The following is a 12,474-nucleotide window of genomic DNA, read 5'->3' as shown; positions in this document are numbered from 1 at the left end:
TAATAACAACAAACAAGCAACGAGTTATGAACAAAACAGCCCTTATCACAGGAGTAACAGGACAAGACGGCTCTTACTTGGCCGAGTTCTTATTGGAAAAAGGCTACGATGTGCACGGTGTCATCCGCCGATCTTCAGTGGACTATCGTGAGCGCATCGCCCACCTCGAAGGCCGCCCACAGTTCCATCTTCATTATGGCGACATGGGCGACTCTATGTCCGTCCTGCAAATCATTTCCAAGGTGCGCCCCGATGAGATTTACAACCTCGCAGCACAAAGCCACGTTCAGGTTTCGTTCGACGCTCCCGAATTTACGGCCGATGTCGATGCTGTGGGAGTGCTCCGCGTGCTGGAGGCCGTGCGTATGTGTGGCCTGACCGACACCTGCCGCATCTATCAAGCCTCGACCTCTGAACTTTACGGCAAGGTGGAGGAAGTGCCTCAAAACGAGAACACCCCATTCCACCCTTACAGTCCTTATGCTGTGGCCAAACTTTATGGTTTCTGGATTGTCAAGGAATACCGCGAAGCCTATGGTATGTTCTGCTGTTCGGGCATCCTCTTCAACCACGAAAGTGAGCGCCGCGGCGAAACCTTCGTGACACGCAAAATCACCCTCGCTGCCGCCCGCATCGCCCAAGGCAAGCAGGACAAGCTCTACTTGGGCAACCTCTCCTCGCTGCGCGACTGGGGTTATGCCAAGGACTACGTGGAGTGCATGTGGCTCATCCTTCAGCACGAACGCCCCGAAGACTTCGTCATCGCCACCGGCGAACAGCATTCTGTGCGTGAGTTCTGTTATCACGCTTTCAAGGCTGCCGGCATCGAACTGGAGTTTGAAGGCGAAGGCATGGAAGAGAAAGGCATCGACAAGAAAACGGGCAAAGTGCTCATCGAGGTGTCGCCCGACTTCTATCGTCCCACCGACGTGGTCAATCTCTGGGGCGACCCCACCAAAGCCAAGCAGCAGTTGGGCTGGGATCCTTTGGCCAAAACTTCTTTTGAAGAACTCGTACACATCATGGTGCAGCACGACATGCACAAGGTGGCTGTCGAAAACGTGGCCGACACCCTACGCGTGAACCTCGCCGAATATCTGGAAAAAGGCATCGTTAAATAACCTCCTGTCATCATGTTAGAGAAAAACGCAAAAATCTACGTCGCCGGTCATCGCGGCTTGGTGGGTTCTGCTATCTGGGACAACCTCCAAACCCGCGGCTACCGCAACCTCGTGGGGAAAACCCACGCCGAGCTCGACTTGCTCGATGGTGTGGCCGTGCGAGAGTTTTTTGATGCCGAGCGCCCCGACGCTGTTGTCCTTGCCGCAGCCCATGTGGGTGGCATCATGGCCAATCTGCAATATCGGGCCGACTTCATCTATCGCAACCTTCAGATCCAGCAAAACGTCATCGGAGAGGCTTGGCGACACGGAGTGCAACATCTGCTCTTCCTGGGCAGCACCTGCATCTACCCTCGCGAAGCTCCGCAGCCGATGTCCGAAGACACTTTGCTCACCTCCCCCCTCGAATACACCAACGAGCCCTATGCCATTGCCAAAATCGCAGGACTCAAGATGTGCGAGAGTTTCAATCTCCAATACGGTACCAACTACATTGCCGTGATGCCCACCAACCTCTACGGCCCCAACGACAACTTCCACCTCGAAAACTCCCACGTGCTGCCGGCGATGATACGCAAAATTCACCTGGCCCGCTGTCTCAACGAGGGCGATTGGGACGCGGTACGCCAAGACTTGAAGTTGCGCCCGGTGACTCGACGCAGCACCACGCAACGCATCGACGACACCTCCTCCGAGGTCGACATCTTGGCTGTGCTGAGCGACTACGGCATCACCCCCGAGGCCGTCACTCTTTGGGGAACAGGCGCTCCGATGCGCGAGTTCTTGTGGAGCGAAGAGATGGCCGATGCCAGTGTGCACGTCCTGCTCAACGTCGACTTCCGCGCCACCTGCACATCCTCCCCCACCAATGCCGATGGCCTGCGAGAAGTGCGCAACTGCCACATCAACGTGGGCACTGGTCGCGAAATCAGCATCCGCGAAGCTGCCGAGCACATCGTCCAAGAAATCGGTTTTCGTGGTGCGCTGCGCTGGGACGCCTCCAAGCCCGACGGCACCCTCCGCAAACTCTGTGATGTCAGCAAACTCCACAGCTTGGGTTGGCATCACAAGATCGAAATCGAAGAAGGTATCCACCGCCTTTACCAATGGTATCGGCAAGGCATCTGCATCAACCACGCTGCTCAATAGTCGGCCACCGACATTCCTCCCCCTCAAAAAAGCGGTGCTCCTCCTCGTCCTTACGGACGAAAGAGGGGCACCGCTTCTCCTTTCCGGAGTTCGTGGGTCTGAGGTAGCAGAATTTTCACCACGTTGAAAATGAGTTTTCACCACGTTGAAAATAAATTTACCACCGTGAGAAAGGCTATTGGATGGGGACGGAACATCCGCTCCAGCAAGAAAAAACGGCAGCCATCGGCTCTGAGAGTCGATGGTTGCCGTAGAGGAAAGCGGGGAAAGGAGAGGAGCAGAACCCCACACGAAAGGGCGGCTAAGCCTCTACCACAGTGAATTTGGCAAACTTGAGCAAGAGGTTTTTGCGACCGGAGAGGTCGAACTCGACCGTGGCTTTGGCGTTGTCACCGCTGCCCTCAATCTGCGTGATGCGCCCTCGGCCGAAACGCTCGTGGTCAATGCAAGTGCCGATGGCGAGCCTAGCGGGGTGCACGCTTCCACTGATTGCAGCTGGGGGTGTCTCGACCCGCCGCAAAGGCTTGGCGAGCGGTGCAGGACGAGGCGTCTGTCCTCCCCGAGAGGGAGCAGAAGTCTCGAAACACGAAGGGCGAAAGGCTGGCTTCGGGCGGGGCGGTTCGGCCGCGGAGTCTACCCCGAAGAGAGCTTTGCGCAACGAGGGAGCAATGCCACCGATGAGAGCGTCGGACGAGGAGGCATCTTTCACGACAAAGCGCCGGTCGATTTCGCCCACGAAAAGACTTTCGTCCGAAACTTCCAGATTGCCGTAGCGGTAGCGCGACTGCGCATAGCTCAGATAGCAGAAGCGCTTGGCACGCGTCACAGCCACGTAGAAGAGGCGGCGCTCCTCCTCCATCTCGTTCGCAAACAAGCGGGCCTGACTGCCGGGAAAGAGGTTTTCCTCCAGCCCCGTGACAAAGACTGCGTCAAACTCAAGTCCCTTGGCGGCATGGATGGTCATAAGGGTGATTTTGGGCGTGCCATCATCCTTTTCATCGGCATCGGTTTGGAGGGCCGATTGTTGCAGATAGTCGGTGACAGGGACACGTCCCTGGGTATTTTCGCCCAAGACCTCATGCTCAAAGGAGCGGATGGCGCCCAGCAACTCCTCGACATTCTCGCGGCGGCTGTCGCCCTCGGGACCATCTTCGCGGTCGAGATCCGCCTTGATGCCCGACTCGCTGATGACCTTCAGCACGAGGTCAAACGCACCGAGACGGGCGGCCTGTGCCTGAAAGTCGCGCAACAGGGTGCAGAAGGCTGCGAGCTTGCCGAGGGTACCGCGATTGAGCGCCACACCATAGGCATCAGGATGCTCGGCCACGCTCCAGAGGCTCACGCCGTGCTCGCGTGAGGCGGTAAAGAGTTTTTGAAGCGTGGTATTGCCGATGCCGCGGGCGGGATAGTTGACCACGCGCTTGAAAGCCTCCTCGTCGTCGAGATTGCTCAGCAAGCGGAGGTAGGCGAGGATGTCTTTGATTTCCTTGCGCTGATAGAACGAAAGACCGCCGTAGATGCGGTAGGGGAAGTTGCGCTCGCGGAGCACGTCCTCGAAGGAGCGACTCTGGGCGTTGGTGCGATAGAGGATGGCGATTTGGTCGAAGCCCACGCTTTCCGTGCGGTGCAGCCGCGCGATGACGCCCACCACCTTGGCCGCCTCTTCCTTGTCAGTGGCGGCGGGCATGACGCGGATTTTGTCGCCTTCTTCGTTTTCGCTGAACACCACCTTTTCTATCTGCCCCTTGTTGTGGGCGATGATACTGTTGGCCGCACCGACGATGTTTTGGGTGGAGCGATAGTTTTGCTCGAGCTTGACGGTGATGGCTTCTGGATATTGGCGATGGAAGTGGAGGATGTTGTCAATCTTCGCTCCGCGGAAAGAGTAGATGCTCTGGGCATCGTCGCCCACTACGCAGATGTGGGGGTTGTCGCGGGTGAGGAGGGAGACGATGGCGTGCTGCGCGTAGTTGGTGTCTTGGTATTCGTCGACAAGGAGATACTTGAAACGCTGCCCATAGCGCTGGCGTATCTCTTCGTTGTGGGCAAAGAGGAGGTAGGTGTAGAGCAGGAGGTCGTCGAAATCGAAAGCCCCTGCCGTGCGGCAACGCCGAAAGTATTCGGTGTAGATGTGATGGGTTTCACCGATGCCTTCGCGCTGATCGTAGGCCTGAATTTGGGCATCGGCTGCATAGTCCTGAGGCAGGATGAGATTGTTTTTGGCCGAAGAGATGCGTCCCTGAATGCGCGAGGGGGCGTAGGTTTTGTCGTTCAGTCCACGCTCCTTGATGATACTCTTGATGAGGGAGCGAGAGTCGGCGGCGTCATAGATGGAGAAATCGGACTTCATGCCCACGGCTTCGCTTTCGGCTCGAAGGATGCGCGCAAAACAACTGTGAAACGTGCCGCTCCACAGCCCGCGTGAACGTCCCGGCCCCACGATGCGGGCAATGCGTTCGTTCATCTCCTTGGCGGCTTTGTTGGTGAAGGTGAGCGCCAAGATGTCCCACGGCTTATAGCCATGTTCCAATAGGTAGGCAATTTTGTAGGTCAAGACGCGTGTCTTGCCCGAACCCGCTCCGGCAATGACCAACAGCGGGCGGTCGCAATGGCGCACGGCTTCCCACTGGCTGTCGTTGAGTTGTTCCTGCCAGAAACTGTCGGGGCGCACCACGAAGGCAGCTTCTTCGCGCTGATAGGGGTCAAGGATGTGACCGGCGTTGCTGTTTGTCATATTGTAGTTTGCGTTGATAGAATTTCACTTGTCGGCAGATTTCGTCAAATTGCCGTTGAAGCCGTTCGGCCTCGGCCATTGCTCCTCGCTCTTGCGCGGCCAGCAGTCGCCCATCGACCCCTTGCAGATGGTGCTGTGCCATGAGCAGTTCCACGCTGTCCAGCAACACAATCCCCTCTTCGCGAGCTTCGAGGGCATAGCGACAACTGTCGCGCATGGCGTAGATGCGTTGTCGCGCTCGGGCAAAGTCGTGTTGCTGCAAGTGGGCACGGGCTTCTACAAGAAAGCTCCGCGCCTGCGCTTCGGCTTGCCGGCGGCGCTCAGAGGTTTGTGAGCCCTTGGACTGGCAGGCTGCCAGCAGAAGGGTCGCCCCAAAGAAAGCGAGGGAAAGAGGTCTAAACATGGAGTTGGGAAGTGATTTTGAGGCGCTAAATTACGAAAAAAAAGCCGTAATCACTGGTTTTTCCCCTCTTTTCCACAAAAATGCAAGGCTGTGGGCTTGTTCAAGTGCATCTTTTAAGTAATTTTGCAGTTACATCCCTCTTTTACGTTTCATCCTTATTATTCAACCTTATGAAGAAGACCCAACTCAGCACGACCCTCACCCACTATAATGCCGATGGCAGCGAACTCTCCGAACTGGATCGCCGTTTGGTGGAACGCGCCAAAAAAATCACCCAAACGAGCTATGCCGTCTACTCGCATTTTCATGTAGGGGCGGCCTTGCTGTTGGAGAATGGCGAAATCGTGTGTGGCTCCAATCAGGAAAACGCAGCCTATCCCGCCGGCACCTGCGCCGAGCGCACCGCCATTTTCTATGCCAACTCCAGTCGGCCCGATGTGGCTCCCGTGGCCATCGCTGTGGCAGCATGGCGCGAGGAAGACCAAGAGTTTTTGGACAATCCCATCAGCCCTTGTGGCGTCTGCCGGCAGGTTTTGGTCGAGACGGAAAAACGTTACGGCCGTCCCATCCGCGTCCTGCTCTACGGCCGCAACGGTATCTTCGAGGTCGAAACGGCCTCAGCCCTACTGCCTCTGCGCTTCGACAGCGATGCGTTGTGATTGAGCGCGAATCGGAACTCAACTTTATTTTAATCAGACCTTATCATCTTTAAACATGAAAAGAATTCTTGGTTTGGACCTGGGTACCAATAGTATTGGTTGGGCCTACTTAGTTTTTGACGACAATGGTAACCTAATTGAAAAAATACGTTTAGGCAGTCGTATCATCCCGATGTCGCAAGACGTGATGGGAAAATTTGAAAGTGGCATCAGTGTATCACAAACGGCTGAGCGTACCCAATATCGCTCAACTCGCCATTTGCGTGAGCGCTCTCTACAGAGAAGAGAGCGCTTGTTTCGCGTACTCCACATGATGGGTTTTCTTCCTCAACACTTTGATCAATCCATTGGCTGGGATAAGAATGACAACAAAACCTACGGAAAGTTTCTCGATGAAAGCGAACCGAAATTAGCTTGGAGACGTAATAAAGATGGTAAAATGGAATTTCTTTTTATGGACTCGTTCCATGAGATGATTGCCGACTTTATGGCACACGATTCGAGCTGGACACCCGACCAAAAGGTGCCACTCGACTGGACCATCTACTATCTGCGCAGCAAAGCGTTACGTGCTCCAATCAGTAAAGAAGAATTGGCTTGGATAATCCTCAATTTCAATCAAAAACGTGGCTATTATCAATTGCGCGGCGAGGAAGAAGAAGAGGATAAAACAAAGCGCGTGGAGTTTTTAGAAGCCCGCGTGGTACGTGTGGAAGCCACGGATAGGAAGAAAGGCAAGAGTACTTGGTACAATGTGTATCTCGACAATGGTATGATTGACCGGCGTACCAGTGCTATCTCTTTGGAGAATTGGGTCGGCCAAACTCGTCAATTCATTGTTACCACAGAATATGAAGCTGATGGTGTCACATTGAAGCTTGATAAGGAGGGGAATGTAAAACGCAGTTTTCGTATTCCCAAAGACGATGATTGGACACTTCGGAAAAAGCGCACAGAGCACGATATTGAAGAGAGTGGACTGCATGTAGGCACTTTCATCTACCAGGCCTTGCGAGATCGTCCCAAAGTGAAAATCAGAGGAAATTTCGTGCACACTATCGAACGTAAATTTTATAAACAAGAACTACGTGCAATCCTCACAAAGCAAACAGAGTTTATACCCGAGTTGCAAGACCAAGCGTTATTACAAGACTGCATCGCCAACCTGTACCCCAGCAACGAGGCACAGCGTCAAAAATTGCAAAGCAAAGACTTCATTTATCTTTTCCTTGATGACATCATTTTCTATCAGCGTCCTCTTAAAAGCAAGAAAAACTTAATCAGTAACTGCTCGCTCGAGAAACGTATCTCAATAGACCACTCAACGGGGGAATGTATAGACCGTCCCATCAAATGTATTGCTCGTTCAAATCCGTATTACCAAGAGTTTCGTCTGTGGCAATTTATCACCAACATCCGTCTTTTTGATCGTGATAGTCAAGAGGACGTCACCTCACGATATCTCTCAACGTCTGAAGAATGGGAGCGCCTTTACGCTTTTCTCTACAATCGTAAAGAAATCAATCAAGACACACTATTCAAAGAGTTTTTTGGATGGAAGAAGCCCAAAGGAAGGAATAGCGTTTACCCGATTCACTGGAATTACGCCGAAGACAAGGAGAAAACTTATCCTTGCAACGAAACACGAGCAACCCTCCTCACAACTTTCGAAAAGGCAGAAATGAACACCGCTGAGCTCAACACCCGAGAAGGTGAAATGCAGTGGTGGCATCTGCTCTACTCCGTCACTGATAAGTTGGAATTGGAGCAAGCCTTACGTAAACGTGGTTTGAGTCAAGAGCAAATCAGAGTATTTACACGTATCAAACCTTTTGAAAAGGATTATGGTGCATTCTCAGAAAAAGCCATTAAACGCTTTCTGACTCTTCTGCGTAAAGGTTCGTTTTGGAATGCTGACGCCATTGATACAACCACTCGAGCACGAATTGACAACATAATCGCAGGAAACATTGACGAAAAGCTGCGTGACAAAATGCAGCACAAGAGCTACCCGCTCCAAAAACTCGAAGACTTCCAAGGTCTTCCAGTTTGGCTGGCCAGCTATATCATTTATGGACGTCATAGTGAAGTGAGCGAGATTGTGCGTTGGGAAACACTCCAAGATTTGCAAAACTATATCCATAACTTCAAGCAGCACTCCCTCAGGAACCCGATAGTTGAACAAGTGGTGCTTGAAACGCTACGGACGGTCTACGACATTTGGAAGAAATTCGGAGATATTGATGAAATCCATCTCGAAATGGGGCGTGAGATGAAGAAAACGGCTAAACAACGGCAAGACGACAGTCAACGCATCCAACGCAATGAGAACACCAAGCTGCGTATCAAAGCACTACTGATGGAACTCAAAAATGATGCAACTATCAGCGATGTCCGTCCATATTCACCCAGTCAGCAAGACATCTTGCGTATTTACGAAGAGGGTGCTTTGGCCACCCTCGAAAAAAGCGACCAAGATTATGATGAGATCATCAAGATTTCTCAGAAGTCTCAGCCTTCTGCGAGCGAGATGAAGCGCTACAAACTTTGGTTAGAACAAAAATACCAATCTCCTTACACCGGTCGCTTCATCTCTCTCACAAAACTATTTACTCCTGCTTATGAAATAGAACATGTGATTCCTCAGAAACGCTTCTTCGATGATTCTTTCAGCAACAAAGTGATTTGTGAGGCAGAAATCAACAAAGCTAAAAGTAGTATGCTTGCCCACGAATTTATTACTAAACGGGGAGGGGAAATTATCCATTCACAATCCCTGGGTGATTTACGCGTACTCAAAGTGGATGATTATGAAAGTTTGGTAAAGCATATCTACAAAGACAATGCAACCAAACGACGCAAACTCCTTTTGGATGATATCCCAACAGAGTTTATACAGCGTCAGCTCAACGACTCTCGTTATATCGCCCGCTTCATACAATCCGTCCTCTCCAATCTCGTTCGAGAAGAAGGAGAAGAAGAGGCCAAGTCGAAACATGTCATTGTATGTACCGGAGGCATTACTGATCGTCTGAAGAAAGACTGGGGGCTACAAGATGTTTGGAATCACCTAGTCTCTCCTCGCTATCAACGTCTTAATAAGCTGACCAACTCAGAAGATTTTGGTCATTGGGAGAATAAAGACGGAAAGCGTGTGTTCCAAACCTCAATGCCGATCGAATTGCAAAAAGGCTACTCTAAGAAGCGCATTGACCACCGACATCACGCAATGGATGCACTCGTCATTGCTTGCGCCTCGCATAACATTATCAACTATCTCAACAATGAGAACGCAGCCTCACCACAAAGTAGGGAGGATTTGCGCAAACAACTTTGCGACAAAGGTCGCACTTTACGTAAACCATGGAAAACTTTTACCCAAGATGTCGAGCAGGCATTGCATGGGGTGGTGGTAAGTTTCAAGAACTATGTGCGTATTATCAATAAAGCGACCAATTTCTACCAGCACTACGAGCAAGGCAAGAAGAAATATATTCCTCAAAAAGGGGAAACATTGTGGGCTATACGTAAACCTATGCATAAAGGCATGCCGTTTGGGCGTGTCAACCTGCGCTATCCCTTGATGGTTTCTCTTGCCTACGCTTTGGAACGTCCACAAAATATTGTGGATAAAGCTTTGCGCGAATACATTTTACACCTCATTGCACAAAATTTTGATACAAAGCAACTCAAAAAACACTTCAAGACTTTAGGAAATAAGTTTGAAAATCGTGATATTAGTAAGGTGGAAATTTGGGTGATGAGTGATGATAGAGAACCACTCGTTGCCTCACGCAAACCTCTGAACGAAAATTTTGATAAGGAGTCCATAGCAAAAATCACCGATACTGGTATTCAAAAGATTTTGCTCAACTTTTTGAAGTACAAAGGAGATGACCCTAAGGTGGCTTTCTCTCCTGAAGGGATTATCGAACTTAATGCCAACATAGCAAAGTTCAATGACGGAAAATCCCATCAACCCATTAAAAAGGTACGTATATTTGAACTACTCGGCAATAAATACCCTGTCGGACAACGAGGCAATCGTAAAACAAAGTTTGTTGAAGCTCAAAGTGGCACCAATCTTTACTTTGCCATCTTTGAAGATGGCGAGGGCAAACGCTCCTATGAAACTATCCAACTCATCGAAGTGGTCGAACGTCTCAAGCAAGGTCTATCACCTGTTCCGGACAGTAATGATAAAAACATTTCGCTGAAATTCTTCCTCTCTCCGAACGACCTCGTCTATGTACCTAACGAAGAGGAAATCGGAAGCAATATGAAAGTCGAAGATTTGCAAAGAGAACGGATATATAAATTTATCGATTCAAGCAACACCACTGCGAATTTTATTCCTCATCGAATTGCGACGACTCTCCTTAATGTAAAGACTCCCATCAACAATATACAGAACGAACTCGGATTAGGAAGTCCTCAATCCAAGCATCAACGTGCACTTACCGGCGAGATAATCAAATCCGTATGCTGGAAACTCGAAGTTGACCGTCTCGGCAACATCACCAAAATCATTAGATAACATCATGATTAAACGCACCCTCTATTTTGGCAATCCTGCCTATCTTTCCTTGTCCTCCCGACAGTTGGTAATTCGTAAATCGGAAAGCCAAAAGGAGGGTGCGCAAGGTGAAAATATTTGTACACGAGCTATTGAAGATATTGGCGTCATCGTTATTGATCATCCTCAAATCACTCTAACCAGCGCCCTCATCGCTGCACTACTCGACAACAATGTAGCCCTCATCACGTGCGATTCTCATCACATGCCTACAGGACTGCTACTGCCTCTTTCTGGAAACACTATACAATCTGAACGATTTCAAGCGCAAGTCAGTGCTTCATTGCCGTTGAAAAAACAGTTGTGGCAGCAAACCGTCAAACAAAAAATCGCCAATCAATCCACAATCTTGCGCCAACTTACTTCTGCAGAAGCGGGATGCATGGATAAGTGGAGCAACGATGTGCGTAGTGGCGATATCGACAATTTGGAAGGACGTGCAGCGGCTTACTATTGGAAAAATCTCTTTGCTCAAGAAATTGACCATTTCAAACGTGGTCGAGAAGAGGCGGCTCCCAACCATTTGCTCAATTATGGCTACGCCATCCTACGCGCCATTATTGCGCGGGCTTTGGTATCCAGCGGACTTTTGCCGACCTTGGGCATTCATCACCATAATCGCTACAATGCCTATTGTTTAGCCGATGACATTATGGAGCCCTATCGCCCCTATGTCGATGCCCATGTTCTTGTTCTCCTTCGTCAAAAAGGTTTCCAAGAAGAACTAACTCAGGAGGACAAAGCCCATCTTCTGCAAATTCCGACTCTTGATGTCTGCGTTGAAGGTAAACGAAGTCCACTATTAGTCGCAGCTTCACTCACAACGGCTTCTGTGGCTAAATGTTTTACTGGAGAATTGCGAAAAATAAGCTATCCTAAACTGTAAGGTTATCGCTAAACATCGCACTTTCCGAAGTCTAAATCTTTTATTATGGAACGCCTGAATGAATATCGTATTATGTGGATTCTTGTACTCTTCGATCTCCCGACAGAGACCAAAAAGGAACGCAAGGCTGCTGCCGACTTTCGCAAGCATCTCATTGAGGATGGTTTTACGATGTTTCAGTTTTCAATCTACGTGCGTCATTGTGCCAGTATGGAAAATGCCGATGTCCATCTTAAACGCGTCCGTGGTCTACTTCCAGAATATGGAAAGGTTTGCCAGCTCTGTATCACAGACAAGCAGTTCTCCAAAATAGAAATATTTCATGGGCAAAAGAAAGAGAAACCTCAAACGGGGCCTATACAATTAGAACTCTTTTAGATTCTTAACCCGCTGGCGGAATTAAATCAGTGCGTACTTAATCCTTCCTATGGGTTTGTTGTTAATGTAATTGATGCATTGTAATGTGGTCATCGCACTGATTCTTCCTACTACTCGGGCAAAAAGTCCGCAGGTTTCCTTTGCGTAGTTCCTGATGAGGAGGAACTGATCAGCAAGTTGCGAAAACAAAGTTTCAACTCTCTTTCGTGCCTTTGCGAAAGGGATAAGGGTTGGCCTCCGGTTCTTTTGGTTGAGCCTGTAGGGGCATTCAAGTCTGATATTGACCGTCTCGAAAAGGTCAAGTTGGACTTCCGCACTGAGTATCCCTTGTCTCCAAAGATGCAGCAATCGCGGTAAAGCGGCTTGATGTCCTTCATATAGTTGATGTCGTATACACTCGCCTTGGGAGGGTCGTATGAATGGATGACTCCATTAAACCACAGAGCACGTGGAGTTTATAGCCGAAGTAGTGCTTTCCTTGGGATACGCAATAGTCAAAGTCCGGCGCCCAAATCAGAGAAACGAGACACAGGACCGAGACGGCGTACATTTCTGTACTTTCAAGATA

The 12,474-nt window shown here is 50.1% G+C and carries 8 protein-coding genes and 1 pseudogene; 6 read left to right on the top strand and 3 right to left on the bottom strand.

Annotated elements, in window-relative coordinates:
• Positions 1 to 26: 26 nt before the first annotated feature.
• Positions 27 to 1,121 carry a GDP-mannose 4,6-dehydratase gene (gene gmd / locus H8527_RS08555; protein WP_187547379.1) on the top strand — a complete coding sequence of 365 codons (1,095 nt, stop codon included), beginning with the start codon at positions 27 to 29 and terminating at the stop codon, positions 1,119 to 1,121.
• A 12-nt stretch (positions 1,122 to 1,133) separates the two neighbouring features.
• Complete coding sequence (locus tag H8527_RS08550; protein ID WP_187547377.1) at positions 1,134 to 2,270, top strand: GDP-L-fucose synthase; 1,137 nt, start codon at positions 1,134 to 1,136, stop codon at positions 2,268 to 2,270.
• A 301-nt stretch (positions 2,271 to 2,571) separates the two neighbouring features.
• Here H8527_RS08550 and H8527_RS08545 read toward each other — a convergent pair whose 3' ends face one another.
• Both H8527_RS08545 and H8527_RS08540 read right to left on the bottom strand, forming a co-directional pair.
• A complete protein-coding gene (locus H8527_RS08545; RefSeq protein ID WP_187547375.1) occupies positions 2,572 to 5,004 on the bottom strand; it encodes an ATP-dependent helicase in 2,433 nt (810 codons plus the stop codon).
• The gene (locus H8527_RS08540) at positions 4,973 to 5,407 is read right to left on the bottom strand and encodes a hypothetical protein (protein ID WP_187547373.1); all 435 of its coding nucleotides are present in this window, start codon (positions 5,405 to 5,407) and stop codon (positions 4,973 to 4,975) included. The genes H8527_RS08545 and H8527_RS08540 overlap by 32 nt, the downstream gene beginning before the upstream one ends.
• An 80-nt stretch (positions 5,408 to 5,487) precedes the next feature.
• Between H8527_RS08540 and H8527_RS08535 the strand changes: the two genes are divergently transcribed.
• The 4 genes from H8527_RS08535 to cas2 are packed head-to-tail and all read left to right on the top strand — an operon-like array spanning position 5,488 to position 11,906.
• Positions 5,488 to 6,066, top strand: a complete 579-nt coding sequence (locus H8527_RS08535; protein ID WP_370539238.1) for a cytidine deaminase — start codon at positions 5,488 to 5,490, stop codon at positions 6,064 to 6,066.
• Between the two features lie 55 nt (positions 6,067 to 6,121).
• Positions 6,122 to 10,603 (top strand): type II CRISPR RNA-guided endonuclease Cas9, encoded by a 4,482-nt coding sequence (gene cas9, locus H8527_RS08530; RefSeq protein WP_187547370.1) that lies wholly within the window; start codon positions 6,122 to 6,124, stop codon positions 10,601 to 10,603.
• Between the two features lie 4 nt (positions 10,604 to 10,607).
• A complete protein-coding gene (gene cas1, locus H8527_RS08525) occupies positions 10,608 to 11,528 on the top strand; it encodes a type II CRISPR-associated endonuclease Cas1 (protein ID WP_187547368.1) in 921 nt (306 codons plus the stop codon).
• 45 nt (positions 11,529 to 11,573) lie between these two features.
• Positions 11,574 to 11,906, top strand: coding sequence for a CRISPR-associated endonuclease Cas2 (gene cas2, locus H8527_RS08520; protein WP_187547365.1), 333 nt, complete (start codon positions 11,574 to 11,576; stop codon positions 11,904 to 11,906).
• Between the two features lie 21 nt (positions 11,907 to 11,927).
• Here cas2 and H8527_RS08515 read toward each other — a convergent pair.
• Positions 11,928 to 12,414: pseudogene (locus H8527_RS08515) on the bottom strand (transposase); the annotation flags it as partial.
• Positions 12,415 to 12,474: the final 60 nt, after the last annotated feature.

Origin of the sequence: Alloprevotella sp. Lung230 (genome assembly GCF_014385435.1) — a bacterium.
Taxonomy (GTDB): Bacteria; Bacteroidota; Bacteroidia; order Bacteroidales; family Bacteroidaceae; genus Alloprevotella.
Note: the sequence above shows the minus strand (reverse complement) of the source record. Positions and strands in the feature narration are given on the sequence as shown.

What these genes read in the sequence shown, in the direction of transcription:
- gmd (WP_187547379.1), top strand. Translation starts at nt 27, where the DNA reads ATGAACAAAACAGCCCTTATCACAGGAGTAACAGGACAAGACGGCTCT.
- H8527_RS08550 (WP_187547377.1), top strand. Translation starts at nt 1,134, where the DNA reads ATGTTAGAGAAAAACGCAAAAATCTACGTCGCCGGTCATCGCGGCTTG.
- H8527_RS08545 (WP_187547375.1), bottom strand. Translation starts at nt 5,004, where the DNA reads ATGACAAACAGCAACGCCGGTCACATCCTTGACCCCTATCAGCGCGAA.
- H8527_RS08540 (WP_187547373.1), bottom strand. Translation starts at nt 5,407, where the DNA reads ATGTTTAGACCTCTTTCCCTCGCTTTCTTTGGGGCGACCCTTCTGCTG.
- H8527_RS08535 (WP_370539238.1), top strand. Translation starts at nt 5,488, where the DNA reads ATGCAAGGCTGTGGGCTTGTTCAAGTGCATCTTTTAAGTAATTTTGCA.
- cas9 (WP_187547370.1), top strand. Translation starts at nt 6,122, where the DNA reads ATGAAAAGAATTCTTGGTTTGGACCTGGGTACCAATAGTATTGGTTGG.
- cas1 (WP_187547368.1), top strand. Translation starts at nt 10,608, where the DNA reads ATGATTAAACGCACCCTCTATTTTGGCAATCCTGCCTATCTTTCCTTG.
- cas2 (WP_187547365.1), top strand. Translation starts at nt 11,574, where the DNA reads ATGGAACGCCTGAATGAATATCGTATTATGTGGATTCTTGTACTCTTC.